The sequence below is a fragment of the Cryobacterium sp. 10C3 genome (assembly GCF_034314285.1).
Classification (GTDB): Bacteria; Actinomycetota; Actinomycetes; order Actinomycetales; family Microbacteriaceae; genus Cryobacterium; species Cryobacterium glucosi.
On the sequence record NZ_JAVIWF010000002.1, the window covers coordinates 2,182,719 to 2,205,791 of the forward strand.

A 23,073-nucleotide genomic window follows, 5' to 3' on the forward strand; every position below is an offset into this window, starting at 1 on the left:
GGGGCGGTTGGTGAACGATTGGCGTCGATTTCTCAACCGAGATGTGGACGCCGCGTGGAGAGTTGTGGCGGTCGATTCGGGAGCCGTCAGCCCGTGGGCGCCTGCGTCGGAGCGGGGGTCTGTGTCGGGCCCGGCGGGGGCGTCGACGTAGCTGTGGGGGCGGCAGACGGCTCGGGCGCCGTGGCCAGGGTGAGGGTGATGGAGGTGCCGAGACGCAGGGTCTTCTGACCGGACGGGGCGACCGCGATCACGGTTCCCGGCGTCGCGGCGGCGTCGGGCCTCGAGTCGGTGAGGACCAGGAATCCCGCGTTTTCGAGGGCGGCGATCGCCTCCGCCTTGCTGAGACCGACGGTGTCCGGCACCGTGTTCGAGCCGGACGCCACGGTGAGGTCGACCGGGTCTCCGGGGTCCAGGAAGGTACCGGCCGCCGGGCTGACGCCGAGCACCGTGTCGAGGGGGCGCCCCGAGTCCTGGAGGGTGAGCGCGCCGAGGCGGAGCCCGAGGGCGGCGAGCGCGGCCCGTGCCCCGTCGAGGGTCATCACGGAGACCTCCGGCACCCGGATGGTCTTCGGCGCCGCCGTGGCGTGGGCGGTGATCATCGGCTCGGGGGTGGCGCTCGCGGGCGCGGGCGTGCTGCTCGTGACGGCCACCGACGTCGGCGCCGCGCCGCCGGCAGCGAGGACCCAGGCGAATGCTCCCCCGATCACGAGGATCATCGAGACGGCCCAGAGCCCGCCGCCGCGACGGCGGCTGCGGCCGCTCCGCACCCAGGCCGGGTTGTCCGGCGGGACGACGACCGCGGCGGATGCCGTTCCCGCGCGTGCGTTTCCGGTCGCGTGCACGATCGTGGCCGGGGCGGGATGGGCGGTCGGGATCGGGTGCGGAACAGGCACAGGATCCGGGACCGGGACCGGTACCGCACCGAGCACCATCGTGCGCTCAGCGAGCTCCGCGAGGTCGCCCGGCCGGAACAGTCCCGTGGTGTCGTCCGCGGGCAAGACGCGACCGCCGCCGGGCAGGGCCCCCTCTGGCGGGGCCGCGGCGCGACCCGGCACTCCCCCGGCCCCGATGCGGTCCAGGGCCGCGTCGACGGCCGCGCCCATCGCCGCGGCGGAGGGGAACCGGGCGTCCGGGTCTTTGAGGAGCGCCTTGACGACGAGCCGGTCGACACTCCGCGGGATGCCGGAGTGCTGCACCGACGGCACCGGCGGCGGAGACTGCACGTGGGCGCGCATCACCGCGGCGACGGAATCCCGGACGAACGGCGCCCGTGCGGTGAGCGCGAAGTACAACACCCCGCCGAGCTGGTACACGTCGCCGCGTTCGTCGACGGCGTCGCCCCGCGCCTGCTCCGGCGACATGTAGTTCACGCTCCCGAGCACGCTCTGCACGACCGGGATTTCCTGCGTTGTCGCATCGGGTGCGCTGCGGAGGACGTCGGTGCCGAGGGCAGGGCGACCGGCGGCATCCGCGAGGCCGAAGTCGAGCAGGCGCACTCCGTCGATACCGACGTGACCGGCCGGGTCCGGGTCGACCATGATGTTGGCCGGGGAGACGTCGCGGTGGACCAGGCCGATGTCGTGCGCGGCCTCGAGGGCGCGCAGCACCGCGGACGCGACGGTGAGCGCCTGCCTGACGGGCAGCGCCCCGCGATGCTCGACGTATTCGGCGAGGCTGATCCCCGGCGCGCGGTCGAGCGCGATCCAGGCCTGCGGCTCCTCGGCGTTCGCACCGGTGCCTGTGCCGGTGCGGGGCTCGGTCCCGGCGCCGATCCCCGGGCCGTGACCGGTGTGGTGCACGCCGACGCCGAGCACCGCGACGATGTTCGGGTGCCGCAACACGGCCGCGGCCCTGGCCTCCGCAAAGAACGCTTCCCTGGCCCGGTCGGAGCGGGACAGGTGCGGGTGCAGGATCTTGAGGGCGATCTCTCTGACTGCGCCCTCCCTGCCTGCGTGTCCACGGCGGAGAAGACGGATGCCGACCCGCCCGTCCCGAGGAGTTCGCCGAGCCGGTAGCGGCCCGAGATCAGCCCCTCGCCAGCGCCGACCGTGCGCCGGCCTGCCGGTGCACCGGAGGCATCCGTCGTCTCGGCGGGATCGATCGCGCCTGTCACAGGGGGCTACTTCGCCCGGGCGGCGTAGGTGTTCGCGTAACCGGCGACGGCGGTGACATAGGAGTCGACGTGGTTGTACGCGAAGACGGCCGCGCGCCAGCGGTCGGGCAGCGCGAGGTCGCCGTAGTTGCACAGGTAGCGCCCGGCTGCGAGGGCGGCGTCGTCGATCTGCTGCGGGTCGTCGACACCGTCCCGGTTGCCGTCGGCGCCCCAGCGCTGCCAGGTCGCGGGGATGAACTGCAGCGGGCCGACTGCACGGTCCCACGCCGCACTGCCGTCCCAGGCGCCGCCGTCGGTGTCGCTCATCGCTGCGAAATCAGAGCCGTCGAGGGCCGGACCGAAGATGCCGGGCCGGGCGGTACCGTCGGTACCGAGCGCCGAGCCCGCGTGGGTGCCGTGCCCGGACTCGATGTTGCCGAGGCCGGCGAGGGTGCTCCAGCCGAGTCGGCAACCGGGCTGTTCGGCGGCGAGGGCGAGCGAGGCACCCGCATAGCCGAGCATGGCCCGCCGCGGGATGCCGGTGGCCGCGGCCACGCGGGCAGCCCAGTCCGCGTCCACGAGCGCAGCGTTCCCGGTGAGCAGCGCGGTTTCGCCTGTCGACGCGAGGGACGAGCCGGCGCCGGCGGCGGACTGGTCGGCCGCCGGAGCGGGAGTCGCCGGCGTCACGGTCACGGTCGCTGCGGCATCCGCTGCCGTGGGAACGGAGGGAACAGCGTCGGCGGCCACGGCCGCCACGCTCGCCCGGATGCCCTCCGGTGCGGTGAAGCCGGGTACGAGCCAGCCGAAGACGACCCAGCAGAGCAGCCCGGCGGTCGCTGCGGCACCGATCCAGCCGCGCAGGCCGCGGAGCCGTGTGCCGTTCACCACGCCTGGGCCCGTTCGGCCTCGCTGAGCACCCGGCTGCCCCGGCGGCCGGCCTCGGTCGCGTGGCGGGCGTCTTCGGCGACGAGCGCGACGCGGAAGGCTTCGATCGTGCCGGCGGCGGCTTCCCGGCTCGCGGAGGCGGCGCCGTACCAGCGTCCCGCTGTCATCACGATGCGTTCGCCGATGGTGACCACCCAGCCATGGGTGCCTGCCGACGGCCCGGTGACGACGGTCGCGACCATCGCGTCGCACTGGTCCTTGAGTTCGAGGACGTGCGCCCGCGCGCCGGCGAAGGAGCCGTAGACCGAGGAGCTGCGGCCGAGCTCGCGGCTGTTCGAGGCGAGCAGCCGCCAGATGCCGGAGTGGCCGGAGTCGGCGACGGTGGCGAGGCCACGGGAGCGATCCCGGCCCTCGGCCACCCGGTCGGTCGTTCCGGTGCGGGCGAGTTCTCCCGCGCGGGCGAGTTCGCCGGCGCGTGCGAGTCCGCTGACGCGGGCGACGTCGCCGCCGTGGGCACCGGACTGAACGCTCTCCCGGAAGGCGACCCAGCCCTGCAGGCGCGGGTCCGCGTTGGAACGGAAGGCCGAGAAGACCACACTTGGGCGGGGCGACACAGCGACTCCAACGGCCTGAACCAAACAGCGACGGGTGCAGTCGAGACTGTGTGCCGGCTCGGGTGGGCCAGCCCCGGCAATACTGTGCTGGCCTCAGGTGTCCGGCCCGGGAGTGTCACCTTGCCGGGGGTGAACGGAAGCTGTCCGGCCCGGCAACAGTTTCGAGAACGCCTAGCGGCGGAACGCCTTTCGCGCCAGCGTGTTCCCGAGGTACTGCACCAACTGGACGAGCACGATGATCAGCAGCACGGCAGCCCAGGTCACGATCGGGTTGAACTGGCGGTACCCGTAGAGCAGGGCGAAGTTACCGAGGCCGCCGCCACCGACGTAGCCGGCGACCGCCGACATGTCGACGAGCGCGACGAAGATGAACGTGTAGCCGAGGATCAGCGGACCGAGCGCCTCGGGCAGGAGCACGGTGAAGATGATCCGGGCCGTTCCGGCGCCCACGCTGCGGGCGGCCTCGATCACGCCGGGCGTCACGGTGAGCAGGTTCTGCTCGACGATACGGCCCATCGCGAAGGATGCCGCGAGCGAGATCGTGAAGATGATCGCGTTATTGCCGATTCCGGTTCCGACCACGAGCCGGGCGAGCGGCTGCGCGGCGGCGAGGAAGATGATGAACGGGATGGGCCGCACGAAGTTGACCAGCAGGTTCAGCACCACGAACACGGGTTTGTTGGCGAGCAGGCTGCCGCCGCGGGTCAGGTACAGGCCGAGGCCGACGATCAGGCCGCCGAGGCCCCCGAAGAACAGGGTGAGGCCGACGATGTAGAGCGTCTCCCCTGCGGCCTTCCAGAGCTGGGGCAGCAGTTCGATGAGGGATTCCATCAGCGCACCTCCGTGACGGTCGTGAGTGTTCTGATCCGATCGAGGACCGCATCGATGCGGTCGTCCGCGCTGCCGGCAGACGCTGTGCGGGCATCCGCCGCCGTGGCGTCGCTGAGCGCGAGGGTGAGATGCCCGAAGGAGCGGCCCTGCACTTCGTTGATGCCGCCGAAGACGACCTCGAATGCGACGCCGGCGCGAGCCAGTTCGCCGAAGACACGGGCCTGGTCGACCGTGTTGTCGCGGAAGGCGAGGGACACGATCCGCCCGGGGTGGCGTCTGCGCAGCACGGCGAGCTCGTCGGCGCTCGGGATGCCCTTGACGACGGTCGAGACGAACCGGGCGGATGCCGGCTGCTGCGGGTTCGAGAACACATCGAACACGTCACCGCGTTCGATGACCCGGCCCTGGTCCATCACCGCGACCTTGCTCGCGATCGTCTGGATCACGTCCATCTCGTGGGTGATCACGATGATCGTCACACCGAATTCCCGGTTGACCCGGGTCAGCAGGTCGAGCACTTCGTGGGTCGTCTCGGGGTCGAGGGCGCTCGTGGCCTCGTCGGCGAGGAGGATGGCGGGCTGGCTCGCGAGGGCGCGGGCGATGCCGACGCGCTGCTTCTGGCCGCCGGAGAGCTGGTCGGGGTACGCGCGGGCCTTGTCGGCGAGGCCGACGAAGTCGAGCATCTCGGCGACCCGCTTGGCGCGTTCGGCCTTGGGCCGGTGCGCCACCTCGAGCGGATAGGACACGTTGGCCGCGACGCTGCGCGAGCCGAGCAGGTTGAACTGCTGGAAGATCATGCCGATGCCGAGACGCACGCTGCGCAGTTCGCGCTCTGCCAGGCCGGCGATGTCCCGTCCGTTGATCAGGATCTCTCCGGACGTTGACCGTTCGAGCGCGTTCACGAGGCGCACGAGGGTGCTCTTGCCGGCTCCCGAGTAGCCGATGATCCCGTAGACGTCGCCGGCCTCGACGGCCAGGCTGACGTCGTCGATCGCGACGACGTCGCTGCCGCCCTTTTCGTGGGGTGGGTAGATCTTGCTGACACCGCGCAATTCGACGATCGGCATTCAACTCTCCTGGAATTCTCTGGTTTCACACCGGATGCCCGCCTCGCGAGTGCGAAGCGGGCATCCGGGCAACCGGGGCGACTACTTCTTGTTGGCCTTGGTGTCCGCGACGACCGTGGCGAGCGAGGAGACCAGGTCGGCGACCGGGGTCTTCACGAGAACACCGGAGCCGCCGGAGACGGCGAGCACGCCGTCCTGCACGGCCTGGGTGTCCTGATAGATCTGGACGAGCTTCTGGTAGGTCGCGTTGTCCTTGTCCGCGGCGCGGGCGACGAACACGTTGACGTAGGGGATGGCGGTCGGGTCGGCCGGGTCATCCTTGGCGAGGGCGTCGGTGAACTTCAGTCCGGCCTTCTCGACGAAGTCGTTGTTGATGATCGCGCCGGCGACGTCAGGAAGCGAAGTCGCGGTGAGGGAGGCCTCGAGCGCGGTGACGGTGACCTTGGAGGCCGACGTGTCGATGTCGTCGAGGGTCGAGAAGATCGAGCCGCCGTCCTTCAGCGTGATGAGCTTGGCCGACTGCAGCACGAGGAGCGCGCGGGCCAGGTTGCTCGCGTCGTTCGGCACCGCGATGGTGTCGCCCTTCTGGATCTCGCTGACCTTCTTGTACTTCGTCGAGTACAGGCCGAGCGGGTAGATCGCCGTCGAACCGATCGGGGTGAGGTCCGCGTTGCTCGCCGTGTTGTACTGCGCGAGGTAGACGAGGTGCTGGAACTGGTTGAGGTCGATCTCACCGGCGGTCAGCGCGGGGTTCGGCTGGTCGTATGCGGAGAAGTCGACGATCTCGACCTTGATTCCCGCATCGGCGGCGGCCTTCGTGTAGACGGCCCAGTACGGGTCGCTCGCGCCGACGACGCCGATCTTGACGGTCTTGTCGCTGCCGGCATCCGCCGTGCCGCAGGCGCACCCGGCGAGCAGGGCGAGGAGCGGGACGGTCGCGAGAGCCGCGAGCAAGCGCTTGGACAGAGTTGACTTTTTCACGTGGTGAATCCCCTTGGGTGTGCTGCGGGTGAGAGCCGCGAGTGCTGTCTCGTGGACGGGCCCCGGCAATCGACGGCACAGCAAAGCCACGGCACGAAGGGGTGGGAGTCTGTGCCGCTGCATCGCGAGGCACACCTTCAGGTTAACAAAGGATGCTGCGCCGCGCACGCCGCTGCGTAACACGCGGTCACAGCATCCGCGGTTTTAACCCTCGATCAGCGTCGAAAGTTCGAGCCAGCGAGTTTCGAAGCTCGAGATGGAGGATTCGAGACCCTGCAGCTCGGTGCCGAGCTCGCCGAGGCCTGCGTAGTCGTTCTGGTCGTGGCTGACCATGTTCTGGTTCAACACCACGATCCGGGACTTCTGCTTGGCGACCTTGCGCTCGATGGAGGCGAGCTCCTTCTGCGCGTTGCGGAGCTCTGCGCCGCCGATGGCCAGGTTCCTGGCCGGCTTGCCGCCGGAGGTGTTCGAGGCGTTCGCCTCTGCGGGCTTGTCGGAGTCGTTGATCTGCTGCTTGCGCATCTCGAGGTACTGGTCGACGCCGCCGGGCAGGTGGCGGAAGCCGCCCTCGGTGACCGCGTACTGGTTGTCGGTGACGCGTTCGATCAGGTACCGGTCGTGCGAGACGACGAGCAGGGTGCCGGGGAAGGAGTCGAGCAGGTCCTCCATGGCCGCGAGCATGTCGGTGTCCAGGTCGTTGGTGGGCTCGTCGAGGATGAGCACGTTCGGCTCGTCGAGCACGATCAGCAGCAGCTGCAGGCGGCGCTTCTGGCCACCGGAGAGGTCCTTGACCTGGGTGACGAGCTGGGCGCTCATGAAGCCCATCCGCTCGAGCATCTGGCCGGGGGTGATCTCCTTGCCTCCGGCGATGTAGCTCGTCTTCTGGCGGCCGATGACCTCGCTGACCCGGTCGTTCTGGATGCCCTCGAGCTCGAAGAGCTGCTGGGTGAGCACGGCGACCTTGATGGTCTTGCCGCGCTTGACGTGGCCGCTCGTCGGCTGGAGGGTACCGGCGACGAGGTTCAGCAGCGTGGACTTGCCCGCGCCGTTGACGCCCATGATGCCGGTGCGTTCCCCGGGGGCGATCCGCCAGGTGATGTCCTTCAGCACGTGCTTGTCCTCGAAGTCCACCGAGACGTCGATGAGGTCGACGACGTCCTTGCCGAGGCGCTGCATCGCCATCGACTGCATCGTGACGGTGTCGCGGGGCGGCGGCTCGTTCTCGATGAGCTCGTTGGCCGCGTCGATGCGGAACTTGGGCTTGGCGGTGCGGGCGGGGGCGCCGCGGCGGAGCCAGGCGAGCTCCTTCTTCATCAGGTTCTGGCGCTTCGACTCTGTCGCGGCGCTCATCCGGTCGCGCTCGACGCGCTGCAGGATGTACGCGGCGTAGCCGCCCTCGAAGGGTTCGATCAGACGGTCGTGCACCTCCCAGGTCTGGTTGCAGACCTCGTCGAGGAACCACCGGTCGTGGGTCACGACCACGAGGCCGCCGGAGTTCGTCGCCCAGCGGTTGCGCAGGTGCCCGGCGAGCCAGGTGATGCCCTCGACATCGAGGTGGTTGGTGGGCTCATCGAGGAAGATCACGTCGTGGTCGCCGATCAGCACGGCGGCGAGGGCGACCCGGCGGCGCTGGCCACCGGAAAGGTCGTCGACAAGGGCGTCCCAGGGGATGTCGCGCACGAGTCCGCCGATGACGTCGCGGACCTTGGCGTCCCCGGCCCAGAGGTGCTCGTCCATGGTGCCGACGACGGTGTGGCCGACGGTCTGGCCTGAGGCGAGGGCGTCGGACTGGTCGAGCACGCCGATCGTGACGCCGCGGCGGCGGGTGACGCGGCCGGAGTCGGGTTCGATGCGTCCGGCGAGGAGGCTCAGCAGGGTGGACTTGCCGTCACCGTTGCGCCCCACGACTCCGATGCGGTCGCCCTCGTTGAGTCCGACGGTGACGGAGTCGAAGATGACGCGGGTGGGGTATTCAAGGTGCAGGGACTCGGCCCCGAGCAAATGTGCCATAGCTTACAACTTTACCGTGCGCGGCTGGGAGCCCGGCGCGCGGGTCGGGGCAGGCGGATGCCGCGGCTCAGTCGTGGACGAGACGGGCGCCGTGGACCGGGCCCGTCGCCCGCACCACGTGCAGGCGGGAGGCGCTCAGCGCGACCTGGAGCTCGAGCGCGCTGTCGGCATCCGCCACGAGGAACGCGACCGTTGGGCCGGACCCGGAGACGATGCCGGCGAGGGCGCCGTTCTCCTCGCCGAGCTCGATGACCTTGCCGAGGCCGGGGGCGAGGTGCAGCGCCGGGGCCTGGAGGTCGTTGTGCAGGGACTCGGCGAGCATCCGGGCATCGCCGGCGCGCAGGGCCTGGAGCACGTTGGCGTCGACCGTCGGCTGCGCCTGCGCCGGGAAGATGTCCTGGGCATGGCGCTCACGGTGGCGGTCGAGTTCCTGGTACACGCCGGGGGTGGACATGCCGAAGTCGGCCAGGGCGAGCACCCAGTGGAACTGGCCCTTGGCGAGCGCGGGGCTCAACTGGTCGCCGCGGCCGGTGCCGACGGCGGTGCCGCCCGTGAACGCGAAGGGGACGTCGGCGCCGAGAGTCGCGGCGATGGCGAGCAGTTCCTCGCGGGTCGCCTCGGTGCCCCAGAGGGCGTCGCACGCGAGCAGGGTTGCGGCGGCGTCGGCCGATCCGCCGCCCATTCCCCGGCGATCGGCACGTTCTTCTCAAGTTTGAGATGAACGCCGCCACGATAGCCGGACCGGCGGGCAAGGGCGCGAGCGGCCCGGATCGCGAGGTTGCTGCCGTCGGTCGCAAGGCCGGAGGTGTCGATCGAGCCGGTGAATTCGCAGGAGAAGTCGTCGGCGGGATAGGCGCGCACGTCTTCGCTGAGCGACACGGCCTGGTAGGCGGTCGCGACTTCGTGGTAGCCGTCTTCGAGCACGGCACCGACCTTCAGGAAGACGTTGATCTTGCCCGGCGCCCGCGCGTGCACAACATGAGATGTGGCCGCGTTGGTCATGGTTCTAACCTAGCTCAGCCGCACAGCCCCCTCGTGCGCGGGGTCAGGACGGGTCGGCGGCGGTCCAGGACCTGGCGATGGCGAGGAAGGCGTCGACGGTGAGCTGTTCGCCGCGCTCGGTGGGGTCGATGCCGGCAGCTTCGAGGATCGCGGTCGCCGTTGCCGAGTCACCGAGCACGGTCGAGAGCGACTGGCGGAGCATCTTGCGGCGCTGCTGGAAGGCGCCGTCGACGAGCGCGAACGTCGCGAGGCGCAGGTCCTCGCTCTCGAGCGGGCTCTCGCGGCGCTGGAACGCGATCAGGATCGAGTCGACGTTCGGCACCGGCCAGAACACCTGGCGGCTGACCTTGCCCGCGGTGCGGAAGGCCCCGTACCAGGCGGCCTTGACGCTCGGGCTGCCGTAGACCTTCGAGCCGGGGGCGCGGCGAGCCGTTCGCCGACCTCGGCCTGCACCATCACGACGCCGGCGCGGATCGACGGGAAGTGCTCGAGCATGTGCAGCAGCACCGGCACCGAGACGTTGTACGGCAGGTTGGCGACGAGCCGGGTCGGCTCCCCCGGCAGGTCAGTGATCTTGAGCGCGTCGGCGCGGAGCACGACGAGCGGCGCGTCCGGGTGCATCAGCTCGACGGTGAGCGGGAGCTGCTCGGCGAGGCGGTCGTCGATCTCGACGGCGACGACGCGCGCACCGGTCTCGAGCAGGCCGAGGGTGAGCGAGCCGAGGCCGGGTCCGACCTCGACGACGGTGTCCTCTGGGGTGATCGCGGCGACCTTGACGATGCGGCGGACGGTGTTGCCGTCGATCACGAAGTTCTGGCCGAGCTTCTTGGTCGGGTTCACGCCGAGCATCTCGGCGAGGTCGCGGATCTCGGCGGGGCCGAGCAGTGAGCGCGGTGTGGGCGCGGCGGATGCCGCGGGCTCGACGGGCAGGGCGGCATCCGTGGCCGGGGTCACCGGAGTGTTCTCGGCGTCGCTCACTGGAGACCCCCGAGGCTGACGGTCGGCGCGGACGGCGCCGGCACGACGGGTTCGGCGTCCCAGCGCCCGTAGACGTGTTCGGTGGTGGTGGAGATCTGGGCGGCCAGCATGGCGACATCCGTTTCGAGGTGGTTGGCCATCGCGCGCAGGGTGTGCGGCAGCAGGTACGGCGCGTTCGGGCGGCCGCGGAAGGGTGCGGGGGTGAGGAAGGGGGCGTCCGTCTCGACGAGCAGCAGCTCGCGGGGAGCAGCGGCGAGGGCCGCGCGGAGCGTGCCGGCATTCTTGAACGTGACGTTGCCGGCGAAGGAGAGGTACCAGCCGTGTTCGGCGCAGATCGCGGCCATCTCGGCGTCCCCGGAGAAGCAGTGGAAGACCGTGCGCTCGGGGGCGCCGACCCGCAGCAGGGTCGCGATGACCTCGGCGTGCGCGTTGCGGTCGTGGATCTGCAGGGCGAGGCCGTTCTGCTTCGCGATCTCGATGTGCGCCTCGAAGCTGCGGTACTGGGCGGCGAGCCCCTCCGGCCCGGTGCGGAAGAAGTCGAGACCGGTCTCGCCGATCGCGACGACCCGCGGGCGCCCGGCGAGTTCGCTGATCTCGGCGAGGGCGTCGTCGAGCGTGCCGGCCTGCTCGTAGTCCGGTGCCTCGTTCGGGTGGATCGCGACGGCCGCGAGCATGCGTGGCTCGCTCGCGGCGGCCTCGGCCGACCAGCGGGAGGTCTCCCGGTCGCCGCCGACCTGGATCACGCCCTGCACGCCCACGCTCACGGCCCGGTCGAGCTGTTCGGCGAGGCTGAGCGGATGCTCGCCGTCGCTGATCTCGAGATGGGTGTGGTTGTCGTACACCGGCACGGGGAGCGGCTCCGGCGGGGCCGGGTAGCTCAGGTCGCGGCCGGCGGTCTGCTCACGCTGGCGGACGGGTTCGTTAGCCAACCGTCGCCTCGATGCGCGGGAAGAGCGCCTCGAGCGGGGAGACGTGGGTGCCTCCGGTCCACTCCCACGCGCGGTCGATGCGCTGGTCGGTGACGAGGCCCTCGCCGCCGAGGGCGGACCAGAGCTTGGCGCACGCCTCGGGGACGACCGGGGAGAGCAGCACGGCGAGGGTGCCGAGGCCGCGCACGGCGGTGAACAGCACGGCGTCGAGCCGGTCGCGGTCGGCGGGGTCCTTGGCGAGGCCCCACGGTTCCTGGGTCGTGATGTAGCCGTTGAGCTCGTCGACGAGTTCCCAGACGGATGCGATCGCCTCGTGGATCGCGAGGCGGGAGATGGCCTCGCCCGCGGCATCCGTCACCCGGATCTCGGTGGCCCGGATGGCCGCGTCCGCCTCGGTGAAGGCCGTCGTGACCGGGATCTCGCCATCGCAGTAGCGCACGACCATGGCGATGACGCGGGAGGCGAGGTTGCCGAAGCCGTTGGCGAGCTCGGACTGGTACCGGGCGGAGAGGTCCTCCCAGGAGAACGAGCCGTCCTGTCCGAAGCTGATGGCGCGCATGAAGTAGTAGCGGAACGCGTCGGAGCCGAAGGTGTCGGTGATCTGGCTCGGGGCGATGCCGGTGAGCTTGGACTTGCTCATCTTCTCGCCGCCGACGAGCAACCAGCCGTGGCCGAAGACCCGGCGCGGCACCGGGAGCCCGGCGGCCATCAGCATGGCGGGCCAGATCACGGCGTGGAACCGGAGGATGTCCTTGCCGACGATGTGCGTGGCCGGCCAGAGCCTGCTGAACCGCTCGTCGTCCTGCCCGTAACCGGCGGCGGTGATGTAGTTGAGCAGCGCGTCGAACCAGACGTAGACGACGTGGCTGTCGTCCCACGGCACCTTGATGCCCCAGTCGAAGCTCGAGCGCGAGATCGACAGGTCGGAAAGGCCCTGCTTCACGAAGGAGATGACCTCGTTGCGGGCGCTCTCGGGCTGGACGAAGTCGGGGTCTTCCTCGTAGAGGGCGAGCAGGCGCTCGGCGAAGGTGCTCATCCGGAAGAAGTAGTTCTTCTCGTGGAGCAGCTCGACCGGGAGGGAGTGGATGGCGCAGACCTGCTGGCCGATGAACTCGCCGGTGCCCTCGATCAGGTCGCTCGGCTGCTTGTATTCCTCGCAGCCGACGCAGTAGAAGCCCTCGTACTCGCCCGTGTAGATATGGCCGGCGTCGTAGAGGTGCTGCAGGAACTTCTGCGCGTTGACCTCGTGGCGTTCGTCGGTCGTGCGGATGAAGTCGTCGTTGCGAATGTCGACAGTCTTGAGCAGCGGCTTCCACGCGGTCTCGACGAGGCGGTCGGCCCATTCCTTCGGGGTGACGCCGTTCGCGGTCGCGGTCCGCAGGATCTTCTGGCCGTGCTCGTCGGTACCGGTGAGCAGCCAGGCGTCCTCGCCGGCCTGCCGGTGCCAGCGCGCGAGGAGGTCTGCGGCCACTTCCGTGTACGCGTGACCGATGTGGGGCACATCATTCACATAGAAAATGGGCGTGGTGATGTAAAAGGATGCTCCGGCGGACATGCCCCCAGTCTATTGGGAGCAACGGATGCCCCGGGCCGGGTTACGTCCCGCCTCGGTTCGGGTCAGAACGGCAGGGGCGGATGCTGCGGCGCGGCCGGCCCACGCGCCCCCGGCTTCTGCGCGAGGGCGGCCTCGTAGAGGTCGCGCTTGCCGAGGCCGGACACCGCGGACACGTCTGCTGCGGCCTCCTTGAGCCGGGCGCCGGCCGCGACCTGGGCGAGCACCTCCGCGACCCCGGTCGCGAGGTCGAGCACGCGCTTCTCGGCCCCGGCGACGACGATCGCGATCTCGCCCTTGACGCCCGCTGCCGCCCACTCGGCCAGTTCGGCGGCGGTGCCGCGCTTGACCTCCTCGAAGAACTTGGTGAGCTCGCGGCAGACCACGACGCGGCGGTCGGCGCCGAGCACCTCGGCGAGGTCGATGAGGGAGGCGGCGAGCCGGTTCGGCGACTCGAAGAAGACCATGGTGCGGCGTTCGTCGGCCACCTCGCGGAGGGCAGACATCCGGTCGCCGTGCTTGCGGGGCAGGAAGCCCTCGAAGGTGAACCGGTCGGTCGGCAGCCCGGAGACGGCGAGGGCGGTGAGCACTGCGGACGGGCCGGGCAGCACGGTGACCGTGACGCCGGCTGCGACGGCGGCGTCGACGAGGTGGAAGCCGGGGTCGGAGACGGTCGGCATGCCGGCGTCGCTCAGCACGAGCAGGTCGGTGTCCCGGGCCAGCTCGACGAGCTCAGCCGCCTTCACCCGTTCGTTGTGGTCGTGCAGGCTGATCAACTGCGGACGGTTCTCGATCGCGAGGGCCTTGAGCAGGTGCACGGTGACGCGGGTGTCCTCCGCCGCGATGACCGTGGCGGTCGTGAGCGCCTCGACCAGCCGGCGCGAGACGTCGCCGAGGTTTCCAATCGGGGTGGCAGCGAGGATGATCATTCCCCCAGTCTCGCAGTCCGCGCATAACCACCGCTCACTACGATGGTCAGCGTGCTCCTCATACGCCGCTGGTTCCCGTGGGCCGGCCCCCTGTTCGTGGTCGTCGTGGCCTCCGTTCTCCGCCTCTGGAACCTCGGCTCCCCGCACGCGCTCGTCTTCGACGAGACCTTCTACGTCAAGGATGCCTGGAGCCTCTTCAACAACGGCTACGAGTCCACCTGGCCGGACAAGGCCGACGAGATCTTCGCAAACGGCAATGCGAATATCTTCACCGACGTCGGATCGTTCGTCGTGCATCCGCCGCTCGGGAAGTGGCTGATCTCACTCGGGATGGCCGCATTCGGGCCGGGAAACAGCTGGGGCTGGCGCATCGTGACGGCCCTGATCGGCATTCTCGCGGTCGTGCTGCTGATGCTCATCATCAGGAAGCTGTTCGGCTCGACCCTGCTCGCGGTCATCGGCGGGTTCCTGTTCGCGATCGACGGCAACGCGATCGTGATGAGCCGGGTGGCGTTGCTCGACAACTATGTGATGTTCTTCGCGCTTCTCGGGTTCGGGGCGATCCTGCTCGACCGGGAGTGGCACGCGACCCGCCTTGCCGCCTGGATGGCGAAACGGGCGGAGACGGGCGAGTGGCCCGGCTGGGGGCCCGCGATGTGGTTCCGGCCGTGGCTCCTCGCCGCGGGCCTCGCCTTCGGGTTGACCATGAGCGTCAAGTGGTCCGGCCTGTACTTCCTCGCCGCTTTCGGCGTCTACGTCGTGGTCGTGGACGCCCTCACCCGCCGGCGGGCCGGCATCCCGTTCTGGGCGAGCGGTGCCATCCTCAAGCAGGGTCCGATCAGCTTCCTGCTGATGGTGCCGATCGCGGTCGTGACCTTCCTCAGCTCGTGGACGGGCTGGTTCGTCACCACGGGCGGCTTCTACCGCACCTGGGCAGACTCACCCGAGACGGCCTGGACCGGGGCATTCGCCTGGGTGCCGCATGTCGTCCAGAGTTTCTGGCACTACCAGGTCGCCGCATACACCTATCACGTCGGCCTCGTCACGCCGCACCCGTACCAGTCGAACCCGCTGACCTGGCTGTTCATGGTGCGCCCGACGAGCATGTATTACCAGTCGTCTGCGGCCGGTGAGGGCACCTGCAGCTTCTCGACCTGCTCAGAGGCGATCACCGAGATCGCCAACCCGCTGATCTGGTGGGCCGGGACCGCCGCCGTGCTCTACCTCGTCTATCGCCTCGCCCGGTACCGGGAATGGCGGGTGGGCCTGATTCTGATGGGCATGGTCGCCGGGTACCTGCCCTGGCTGATGTACACCGGCCGAACGGTCTTCCAGTTCTACTCGATCGCCTTCGAGCCGTACCTGATCCTCGCGCTCACGTTCGTGATCGGTCTCGTGCTCGGACTCGCGCCGGGCACCGGCGGGGTCGGGGCGGACGCCGTGACGCGCGAACCGGACCGGACCGTCGGCATCCGTGTGCTGATCGGCTACCTCGTGGCTGCGGTGCTGGTCAGCGCCTTCTTCTACCCGCTCTGGACGGGAATGCAGATCCCGTTCTCGTTCTGGCAGATGCATATTTGGCTGCCGAGCTGGCGATAGCCGCGCCCGGATCCCCGGAATTCCGGGCGAAGGAGACCCTGCGGTTTCGTGCCGTTTCGGCGATTTGAGGACTCTTCATATGCCGTTTGGGCCATATAGCGACTGGGAAACCGTTGTGAATCCGACCCACGGACCGGGGGTGCGCCCGTAGGATACTTCTATCTGCACCACGAGTGATTGCTCCAGAACCGACTGAGAAGTCCAGATCCAAACCAAAGGCCTCATGTCGGAAGCATCCGTCGCACCCACGGTGCGCATCGTCAAGACCCGTCGGGGTGGCGACTCGAAGAATCCCACCACCGAGTACTCCTCGCTGCTGCACACTGTGCGCAACCTGGGCCTCCTGAAGCGCGCGACCGGGTTCTACTGGTTCGTCTTCGGCATGCTCATCCTCGCAACTGCGGGTCTCGGCACCGGTTTCGTGCTCCTCGGCGACAGCTGGTACCAGCTGATCATCGCCGGCGTGCTCGGCATCATCCTCACCCAGTTCGCGTTCCTCGCCCACGAGGCCTCGCACCGGCAGGTGTTCGAGTCCGGACCCGCCAACGACAAGGCCGGCCGTATCCTCGCGAACCTCTTCGTCGGCATCAGCTACGCCTGGTGGATGAACAAGCACAGCCGCCACCACGCCAACCCGAACGTGATCGGCAAAGACCCCGACATCGACCCCGACTTCATCGTCTTCCGCGAGGAGGACGCCGCGAAGGTGTCCTGGCTCGGCTCGTTCGTCACGCGCAAGCAGGGCTACCTGTTCTTCCCGCTCCTGATGGCCGAGGGCTTCAACCTTCACGTCCAGGGCTTCCGCACGGTCTTCGGCCGCGGCAAGGTCGACAAGCGCTGGCTCGAGATCAGCATGCTCACGACCCGCATCGTGCTCTACGTCGCCGTGATCTTCTACTTCCTGCCGCTCGGCATGGCCTTCGCCTTCATCGGCGTGCAGCTCGCCGTCTTCGGGGTCTACATGGGCGCATCCTTCGCCCCGAACCACAAGGGGATGCCGCAACTCCCCCACGACAGCAAGGTCGACTTCCTGCGCCGCCAGGTCCTGACCTCGCGCAACATCCGCGGCGGCACCTTCATGGACACCTTCATGGGCGGCCTGAACTACCAGGTCGAGCACCACCTGTTCCCGAACATGGCCCGCCCGCACCTGCGGAAGGCGCAGGAGATCACCAAGGAATACTGCCAGTCGCACAACATCCTGTACACGGAGACGGGCCTGTTCCAGTCGTACGGGATCGTCATCGAGTACCTGAACACGGTCGGCCTCGCCGCCCGCGATCCGTTCGACTGCCCCATGGTCGCGCGCTTCCACCACCGCTGACGGCTTTCCGCCGAGCGCGGGTGTTCTGCCGTTGCGCGGGTGGTGCACCACCAGCGGAGCGGCGCAACGCCAGCGCTCGGCGTGAGGGACGGGCGCCGGTGACGCGGGAGTAGGCTCGAATCCATGTGGCTGCCGGGCGTGCTCGTCGCGGTCGCCGCCGCACTCCTTGCCGGGCTCGTGCACGCCCTCGTCCCCGGGATCCCGCTTCTCACGGCCGCCGTGGTGTTCGGAATCGTCGCCGGCCAACTGCCGGTTGCGCGCCGGCAACTCACCGGAGTGCTCGCGCCGGGCCTCTCGGTCGCCTCCAAACGCATCATGCGCCTCGGAATCGTGCTGCTCGGCCTCAAGCTCAGCCTCGTCGACATCCTCGGCCTCGGCTGGGTGACGATCGCGACGACCATCGCGATCGTCGTTCTCACCTTCTTCGGCACGCTGTGGTTCGGTCGGAGGATCGGCCTGCCCGGGCAGCAGCCCCTGCTGATCGCGACCGGATTCTCGGTCTGCGGCGCGTCCGCGATCGGCGCCATGAGTGCCGTCGTGCACGCGGACGACGACGACACCGCCACACCGATCGCCCTCGTCACCCTCTGCGGTACCCTCGCGATCGCGGTCCTGCCCGTCCTGTGGCATCCGCTCGGCCTCGACGCACTGCAGTACGGCCAGTGGGTCGGCGCGAGCGTGCACGATGTCGGCCAGGTCGTCGCCACCGCGCAGGTCGCCGGGCCGGCCGCCCTCGCCGTGGCGATCGTCGTCAAGCTCACCCGGGTGCTCATGCTCGCGCCGATCGTCGCCGGGGTGTCCCTGCAGGAACGCCGCAGAGACGGCCGCGCGGCAGCCTCGACCTCGGATGCGATGCCCCTGCGGACCGGCACCCTCGCTGCGGTGTCCGCGGATGCCTCGACGCGGCATCCCCCGATCGTTCCGCTTTTCGTCGTCGGCTTTCTGGCTGCCGTGGTGCTGCGCACCCTCGTGCCGTTGCCCGACGGTGTGCTCCTCGTCGCGGACACCCTGCAGACCTACTTACTCGCGACCGCGCTCTTCGGCCTCGGCGCTGCCGTGCAGCTCGAGGTGCTCGTGCGCACCGGCGGACGTGCCCTAACGGTCGGCCTCGGTTCCTGGGCGCTCATCGCCGCCCTCGCCTACGGCGCCGTCCTCCTCGCCTGACCGGTCGCCTGTCGCGGGTCGACCGCCGCGGTTCGCGCAGGTCGGGTCGCGCCGCAGCGATACCACGTGTCGCACGCTTCGGGTCCCGCGAGTAGCACTTTTGGCCCTTTAAACCGCAAGTTCGAGGGCCAAAGTGTACTCTCGCGGGTGCTGCGAGCGCGGGTGCCGCGAGCGCGGGTGCCGCGCGGGCTGGTCGGGCAGCGGCGCACGTGGCGCCGCGCGGATCAGCCGCGGGCGAGCCAGCCGCCGGGGCCAGCGTTGGGTGTCCGGGACAGGGCGAAGCGGGGCGGCGCGGCCGCGGCATACGTGGCCAGGTCCGCGAGGATCCGCCCGACCGTCGGCGTGAACTTGAACCCGTGCCCGCTGAAGCCCGCGCCGACCGTGACCGGTCCGACCCTGTCGAGCACGAAGTCCTCGTCTGCCGTGGTCGTGTATGTGCAGCTGACCGGCTCGAGGACGTCGGCATCGGCACCCGGCAACCACTCGCGCACGTAGCGCTGCAGGGCCGCGAGCTGCACGGGCTCGGGCAGGAAGCTGCGTCGGTCCGGATCGGTGACCGGACCGACACCGTGCCAGCCGGCCTTGATCCCCTCTCCCGGGGTGCGCATGCCGTAGACCGGGGAGTACCAGTAGCCGTACCGCGGGTCCGTGGTGTCGCGGGCGTGGTTGAAGCCGGGCCAGTCCTGGGCCGCCGCGTCGCGCTGGGCGAAGTGCGCCGGCTGCTCCTGGGTCACCCGAAGCCGCGGCACCGCGAGCACCCCGGTGAGCAGGCCGGAGGTCCACGCGCCGACCGTGACGACGACGTGTCGCGCTTCGATGACGCCGGTCTCCGTCGTCACGCGCACCCGGTCGTCCCCGAGCACGTCGACCCGCAGCACCCGCACACCGTTCCGAACCTCGGCCCCTGCTGCGGCCGCGGCCGCCTGCAGTGCCGCCACCGCAGCATCCGCGTTGATGCGCCCGGCGTCGGGGTTGTGCAGCACCCGGCCGTCGAAGCGGATGCCCGGCCAACGCTCCCCCGCCGCCTCCGGAGTGAGGAACTCGGCTCCGAGCCCCGCTGAGCGGAGCGCATCCGCGACGGCGTCGAACGCCGGGTTCGGCCCATGGTTGACCACGCCGACCTGGTCGAAGACCGCGGCCCCCGACTCGGCCTCGAGCTCGCGCCAGAGCGGCACGGCCTCCGCGAGCATGCCGACGTAGGTGGGATCGGCGTACGCGGTGTTGAAGTTGCGCGATGCGCCGTGCGAGGCGCCGTTCTTGTGGCCCGGCTCGAAGCGCTCGAGGAGGAGCACGGGCCGTCCGCGCCGCGCGAGCTGCCACGCCGTCGCCGACCCCATGGCACCGCCGCCGATGACGACGGTGCCGACGCGCTCGACGGGGGCGGTGTGCACAACTGATCCGAGGCTCATGCGCCCATCCTGCCAGCCTGCGCGGGCACCGGCCCAGCCCGCGAGTTGCGCGGCGTCACAGACCGGCTGAGGTGTCGCAGATCGACGTTCCCCGGCCCAGGGAACGTCGATCTGCGACACCTCAGCACCGGCCGGGCGAGCCGACACCCGGACAGGGCGACCGCGCGCCCCCGGACGCGGGCGGCCGACGCGCATACGATGGACGGATGTCCGCGTATGTCTCGGCCCTCGATCTGTTCTCCATCGGGATCGGCCCCTCCAGCTCCCACACGGTCGGCCCGATGCGGGCCGCCCGCGCCTTCGCCGCCCACCTCACCGAAAGCGGCCGGCTCGGCGAGGTCACCCGGGTGAGCTGCTCGCTCTACGGTTCGCTCGGCTCGACGGGCCTCGGCCACGGCACCCCCGACGCCGTCCTCGCCGGTCTCACCGGCTTGCACCCGGAGACCTGCGACCCTGCCGCCGTCCACGGATCGTGGGCCGACCTGGACGAGGGCGCAACGCTGCTCCTCGACGGCCGCCACGCGATCGCGGTCGAGCGCGGCGACATCCGCTTCGAAGCGCGCACCAGGCTGCCCGGCCACCCCAACGCGCTCACCCTGCAAGCGTGGTCGGCGACGGATGCCCTCCCCTGTTCGAGGAGACCTGGTACTCGATCGGAGGCGGCTTCATCCGGCGCGAGGGCGACCCCATGGTTCCGCCGACGACCTCTCCCCGGCCGATGGACTACGACTCGAGCGCCGAGCTGCTCGCACTCTGCGATGCCCGCGGGGTCGATATCGCCGCGATCGCCCGCGAGAACGAGGAGTCCATCCACGGGGCCGAAGCCCTCGACGCCGGGCTCGACGCGATCTGGGACGCGATGCACGTCTGCGTCGAGGCCGGATTGGCCACGGCCGGCACCCTTCCCGGGGGCCTCAAGGTCAAGCGCCGTGCCGCCGCCATTCGCATGCAGCTCGAGGAATATGAGCTGCTGCCCCTGCGCGAGCGAGACACCTCGACCGAGTGGCTGCACGCCTTCGCCCTCGCGGTCAACGAGGAGAACGCCTCCGGAGGCCGCGTCGTCACGGCACCGACCAACGGTGCGGCGGGAATCATCCCGGCCGTCGGGCACTACTACCTGCGGTTCGTCCCTGGGGCGAACGCCGAGGGCATCCGCCGCTACCTGCTCACGGCGGCCGCGATCGGATCCCTCGTGAAGGCCAACGCCTCCATATCCGGCGCGGAAGGCGGCTGCCAGGCCGAGGTCGGATCAGCGTGCGCGATGGCCTCCGGCGCGCTCTGCGCGGTGCTCGGCGGCACCCCGCGCCAGGTCGAGAACGCCGCCGAGATCGCGATGGAGCACCACCTCGGTCTCACCTGCGATCCGGTCGGCGGGCTGGTGCAGGTGCCGTGCATCGAGCGCAACGCGATCGCGTCGTCGACGGCGGTCTCCGCTGCCCGCCTCGCCCTGCACGGCGACGGCACCCACCTCGTCTCCCTCGACACCGTCATCGAGACCATGCGCCAGACCGGCCTCGACATGATGACGAAGTACAAGGAAACGAGCGAGGGCGGTCTCGCCGTCAACGTGATCGAATGTTGACCCGACCAGCCTAAACTGGGCAGGCACACGCGATACGGATGTCGGGCGCAGCCCTTTCGTTCCCCTGTCGCGCCGCATTCATCACGTTCACGGCATTCCGGGGGTCTCATGCGTATTCGGTCGTCCCAGCACTCATTCCGGGCCGCGGGCCCATCCACCGCGATCCTGGTCTCCGGGATCCTCGTTCTCGGCCTGTCCGGGTGCGCGGCGGCTCCGGCGCCTGCGGTCGTCACGGCCACCGTCGTCGTCACCCAGACACCGACTCCCACGCCGACGCCGACGCCCACGCCCACCCCGACGCCCGTGGAGGTGCCGCTCATCCCCAACCCGCCGAAGGGATCGGCACCCACGACAACCCCGAACGCCGCTGCAATCCCCGTCGCGCCGATTCCGGAGGGGCCTGCGACCGATCTGGGAGCGACAGCGGGCGCCGAGGGATCCGCCGCGTCAAACGGCGCCGGCGCACTCCAGACCTACACGGTCGTCGAGGGCGACGACTTCTTCGCGATCGCGCAGCGCTTCGACGTGCCCGTGCAACAGCTCCTCCGGATGAATCCGTCGGTGCCCGGCCTCGGCGAGGACATCTACATCAACGACGTCATCAACCTCGACTGGACCACGAAGCGCTAGTCACACGCCATTCCCGGCGCACGCGCATCAGATTCCCCGCGGATCGCTCCACAGCCCGCACGCGCCTTCCCGGCAGCTTCGTCCGGCAGGGTGGAACCGGCGCCGATACCCGGTCGCCGGGAGGCCGGGAAACGGCACCTCTCGTTCAGTCAATCCACACTGCTCGTTCATCTCGGTGAACGAGAGTACAACCAGTCCCAACGTGTTGGGGCGCTGAAGCCGACCGGCATCGGTCGGACCGGAAGAACGTGATGCGCGGGCGAGCACACGGTTGCCCGGTCCGGCCGGGGCCGGTCGCTTACTTAAGCGGGCATCCACCGCACCGAGCGCGGGTGTTCCGCCGGTGCGCGGGTGGTCGACCACGCGCGGAGCGGCGCAACACCAGCGCTCGACGTCGACGTTCGACCGCCCGGCGAGCGGATGCCGCTAGCGGGTCTGGCGGAAGATCCGCTCGATGATCCCGACCACGCGCAGCGAGTCCTCCGGGTCGACGGGAGCAGGCGCACCGCGCAGCAGCGCGTCGGCGAGTCCCCGGTAGAAGGCCGCGTAGTCGCCGGGTTCGGTGGGCACCGCGTGCTGGGCGCCGTCGAGCCCGAGCATGCCCCAGGCCGACTCGTGCTCGATACCGAAACCGGCATCCGTCGGAAGAGCACCGGCGGCGAGGGTGGCCTCCTGGCCGTCGAGGCCCCACTTCGTGTACCCCGATTCAGAGCCGAGCACGTGGAAACGCGGCCCGACCTGGGCGGCGGTCCCGTTCATCCACAGGTGCGATCGCACCCCGGAACCGTGGTGCAGCGACACGAAGGTGTCGTCGTCGGCGTTCCCGCCGGGCACGCGGGTCGCGATCTCTGCGTAGATGTCGTCGACCGGCCCGAAGAGCTGCAGGGCCTGGTCGATGAGGTGCGCGCCGAGGTCGAAGAGAATCCCGCCGCCCTCACGGATGCCGGCGCTCGCCTTCCAGGCCTTGGCCGACGGTGTCGGGCGCCAGAACTCGAACCGCGACTCGAAGTGCCGCACCTCGCCGAGGGCGCCCTCTGCGATGAGCGCCTTCAGGGTCAGGAAGTCACCGTCCCAGCGCCGGTTCTGGAACACGGTGAGCAGCAGGCCGAGGCGTTTGGCCTTCTCGATGAGCCCCTGGCCTGCGATGCTCGTGGGAGCGAACGGCTTGTCGATAACGACGGCGAGGCCCGCGTCGAGCGCGGCATGGGCGAGTGCGACGTGACTGCCCGGCGGGGAGCCGATCACGACGAGGTCGAGGTCGTCCGCTGCGGCGAGGAGCTCGTCGACGGTGTGCATCAGGCGCACACCCGGATAGGTCTCTGCAGCCTGCTGGCGCCGCACGGGGTCGCCCGTGACGATCGCGTCGAGGGAGAATTCTGGGTTCGCGGCGAGGAACGGGCTGTGGAACACCCTCCCGGAGAGGCCGAAGCCGATCACGGCGGATCGGATCGGACGGGCGATGTTGTCGGCTGCACTCATGCTTCCACGCTACTCC

16 protein-coding genes and 3 pseudogenes are annotated in these 23,073 nt (G+C 69.9%); 5 read left to right on the top strand and 14 right to left on the bottom strand.

Going from position 1 to position 23,073, the window contains the following annotated elements; all coding sequences use genetic code 11:
• Positions 1-86: 86 nt before the first annotated feature.
• The 12 genes and pseudogenes from RGU41_RS11295 to rsmI all read right to left on the bottom strand — a co-directional run bounded on the left by RGU41_RS11295 (position 87) and on the right by rsmI (position 13,870).
• The gene (locus tag RGU41_RS11295; protein ID WP_322137342.1) at positions 87-2,213 is read right to left on the bottom strand and encodes a protein kinase domain-containing protein; all 2,127 of its coding nucleotides are present in this window, start codon (positions 2,211-2,213) and stop codon (positions 87-89) included.
• Entirely contained in the window at positions 2,120-2,980 is an 861-nt protein-coding gene (locus RGU41_RS11300; protein ID WP_322136247.1) for a lytic transglycosylase domain-containing protein, read from the bottom strand. Before RGU41_RS11300 ends, RGU41_RS11295 begins: the two co-directional genes overlap by 94 nt.
• Positions 2,974-3,591, bottom strand: a complete 618-nt coding sequence (locus tag RGU41_RS11305) for a hypothetical protein (protein ID WP_322136248.1) — start codon at positions 3,589-3,591, stop codon at positions 2,974-2,976. The genes RGU41_RS11300 and RGU41_RS11305 overlap by 7 nt, the downstream gene beginning before the upstream one ends.
• Before the next feature lie 171 nt (positions 3,592-3,762).
• Positions 3,763-4,422 carry a methionine ABC transporter permease gene (locus RGU41_RS11310; RefSeq protein WP_134448217.1) on the bottom strand — a complete coding sequence of 220 codons (660 nt, stop codon included), beginning with the start codon at positions 4,420-4,422 and terminating at the stop codon, positions 3,763-3,765.
• Positions 4,422-5,489: a methionine ABC transporter ATP-binding protein gene (locus tag RGU41_RS11315; protein ID WP_134558184.1), complete on the bottom strand. Its 1,068-nt coding sequence runs from the start codon at positions 5,487-5,489 to the stop codon at positions 4,422-4,424. Before RGU41_RS11315 ends, RGU41_RS11310 begins: the two co-directional genes overlap by 1 nt.
• Positions 5,490-5,570: 81 nt before the next feature.
• Positions 5,571-6,455, bottom strand: a complete 885-nt coding sequence (locus RGU41_RS11320; RefSeq protein ID WP_322137343.1) for a MetQ/NlpA family ABC transporter substrate-binding protein — start codon at positions 6,453-6,455, stop codon at positions 5,571-5,573.
• 219 nt (positions 6,456-6,674) lie between these two features.
• Positions 6,675-8,480: an ABC-F family ATP-binding cassette domain-containing protein gene (locus tag RGU41_RS11325; protein WP_134448213.1), complete on the bottom strand. Its 1,806-nt coding sequence runs from the start codon at positions 8,478-8,480 to the stop codon at positions 6,675-6,677.
• Between the two features lie 67 nt (positions 8,481-8,547).
• A pseudogene (locus RGU41_RS11330) lies at positions 8,548-9,482 on the bottom strand (4-(cytidine 5'-diphospho)-2-C-methyl-D-erythritol kinase).
• A 43-nt stretch (positions 9,483-9,525) separates the two neighbouring features.
• Positions 9,526-10,331 (bottom strand): annotated as a pseudogene (gene rsmA / locus RGU41_RS11335) (16S rRNA (adenine(1518)-N(6)/adenine(1519)-N(6))-dimethyltransferase RsmA).
• Positions 10,332-10,456: 125 nt separating this feature from the next.
• A complete protein-coding gene (locus RGU41_RS11340) occupies positions 10,457-11,389 on the bottom strand; it encodes a TatD family hydrolase (protein WP_322136249.1) in 933 nt (310 codons plus the stop codon).
• Complete coding sequence (gene metG / locus RGU41_RS11345; RefSeq protein ID WP_134448207.1) at positions 11,382-12,944, bottom strand: methionine--tRNA ligase; 1,563 nt, start codon at positions 12,942-12,944, stop codon at positions 11,382-11,384. The genes RGU41_RS11340 and metG overlap by 8 nt, the downstream gene beginning before the upstream one ends.
• Before the next feature lie 62 nt (positions 12,945-13,006).
• On the bottom strand, positions 13,007-13,870 hold the full coding sequence (rsmI, locus tag RGU41_RS11350; RefSeq protein ID WP_134448205.1) for a 16S rRNA (cytidine(1402)-2'-O)-methyltransferase: 864 nt from the start codon (positions 13,868-13,870) through the stop codon (positions 13,007-13,009).
• A 51-nt stretch (positions 13,871-13,921) separates the two neighbouring features.
• On the opposite strand from rsmI, the gene RGU41_RS11355 reads away from it, so the two are divergent.
• The 3 genes from RGU41_RS11355 (at position 13,922) to RGU41_RS11365 (ending at position 17,957) form a co-directional block, all read left to right on the top strand.
• Complete coding sequence (locus tag RGU41_RS11355; RefSeq protein WP_322136250.1) at positions 13,922-15,469, top strand: dolichyl-phosphate-mannose--protein mannosyltransferase; 1,548 nt, start codon at positions 13,922-13,924, stop codon at positions 15,467-15,469.
• A gap of 223 nt (positions 15,470-15,692) precedes the next feature.
• A complete protein-coding gene (locus RGU41_RS11360; protein WP_134448201.1) occupies positions 15,693-16,793 on the top strand; it encodes a fatty acid desaturase family protein in 1,101 nt (366 codons plus the stop codon).
• A gap of 123 nt (positions 16,794-16,916) precedes the next feature.
• Positions 16,917-17,957 carry a YeiH family protein gene (locus tag RGU41_RS11365; RefSeq protein WP_322136251.1) on the top strand — a complete coding sequence of 347 codons (1,041 nt, stop codon included), beginning with the start codon at positions 16,917-16,919 and terminating at the stop codon, positions 17,955-17,957.
• 224 nt (positions 17,958-18,181) lie between these two features.
• Here RGU41_RS11365 and RGU41_RS11370 read toward each other — a convergent pair whose 3' ends face one another.
• Positions 18,182-19,366: an FAD-dependent oxidoreductase gene (locus tag RGU41_RS11370; RefSeq protein WP_322136252.1), complete on the bottom strand. Its 1,185-nt coding sequence runs from the start codon at positions 19,364-19,366 to the stop codon at positions 18,182-18,184.
• 206 nt (positions 19,367-19,572) lie between these two features.
• Here RGU41_RS11370 and RGU41_RS11380 point away from each other — a divergent pair.
• Positions 19,573-20,948, top strand: a pseudogene (locus RGU41_RS11380) (L-serine ammonia-lyase).
• Positions 20,949-21,056: 108 nt separating this feature from the next.
• The gene (locus tag RGU41_RS11385) at positions 21,057-21,578 is read left to right on the top strand and encodes a LysM peptidoglycan-binding domain-containing protein (protein WP_174775150.1); all 522 of its coding nucleotides are present in this window, start codon (positions 21,057-21,059) and stop codon (positions 21,576-21,578) included.
• A gap of 426 nt (positions 21,579-22,004) precedes the next feature.
• Here RGU41_RS11385 and RGU41_RS11390 read toward each other — a convergent pair whose 3' ends face one another.
• Complete coding sequence (locus RGU41_RS11390) at positions 22,005-23,057, bottom strand: Gfo/Idh/MocA family oxidoreductase (RefSeq protein WP_322136254.1); 1,053 nt, start codon at positions 23,055-23,057, stop codon at positions 22,005-22,007.
• Between the last annotated feature and the right edge of the window lie 16 nt (positions 23,058-23,073).

Coding starts and splice junctions, on each gene's coding strand:
- metG (WP_134448207.1), bottom strand. CDS start 12,944: ATGTCCGCCGGAGCATCCTTTTACATCACCACGCCCATTTTCTATGTG.
- RGU41_RS11360 (WP_134448201.1), top strand. CDS start 15,693: ATGTCGGAAGCATCCGTCGCACCCACGGTGCGCATCGTCAAGACCCGT.
- RGU41_RS11310 (WP_134448217.1), bottom strand. CDS start 4,422: ATGGAATCCCTCATCGAACTGCTGCCCCAGCTCTGGAAGGCCGCAGGG.
- RGU41_RS11390 (WP_322136254.1), bottom strand. CDS start 23,057: ATGAGTGCAGCCGACAACATCGCCCGTCCGATCCGATCCGCCGTGATC.
- RGU41_RS11385 (WP_174775150.1), top strand. CDS start 21,057: ATGCGTATTCGGTCGTCCCAGCACTCATTCCGGGCCGCGGGCCCATCC.
- RGU41_RS11365 (WP_322136251.1), top strand. CDS start 16,917: ATGTGGCTGCCGGGCGTGCTCGTCGCGGTCGCCGCCGCACTCCTTGCC.
- RGU41_RS11315 (WP_134558184.1), bottom strand. CDS start 5,489: ATGCCGATCGTCGAATTGCGCGGTGTCAGCAAGATCTACCCACCCCAC.
- RGU41_RS11325 (WP_134448213.1), bottom strand. CDS start 8,480: ATGGCACATTTGCTCGGGGCCGAGTCCCTGCACCTTGAATACCCCACC.
- RGU41_RS11370 (WP_322136252.1), bottom strand. CDS start 19,366: ATGAGCCTCGGATCAGTTGTGCACACCGCCCCCGTCGAGCGCGTCGGC.
- rsmI (WP_134448205.1), bottom strand. CDS start 13,870: ATGATCATCCTCGCTGCCACCCCGATTGGAAACCTCGGCGACGTCTCG.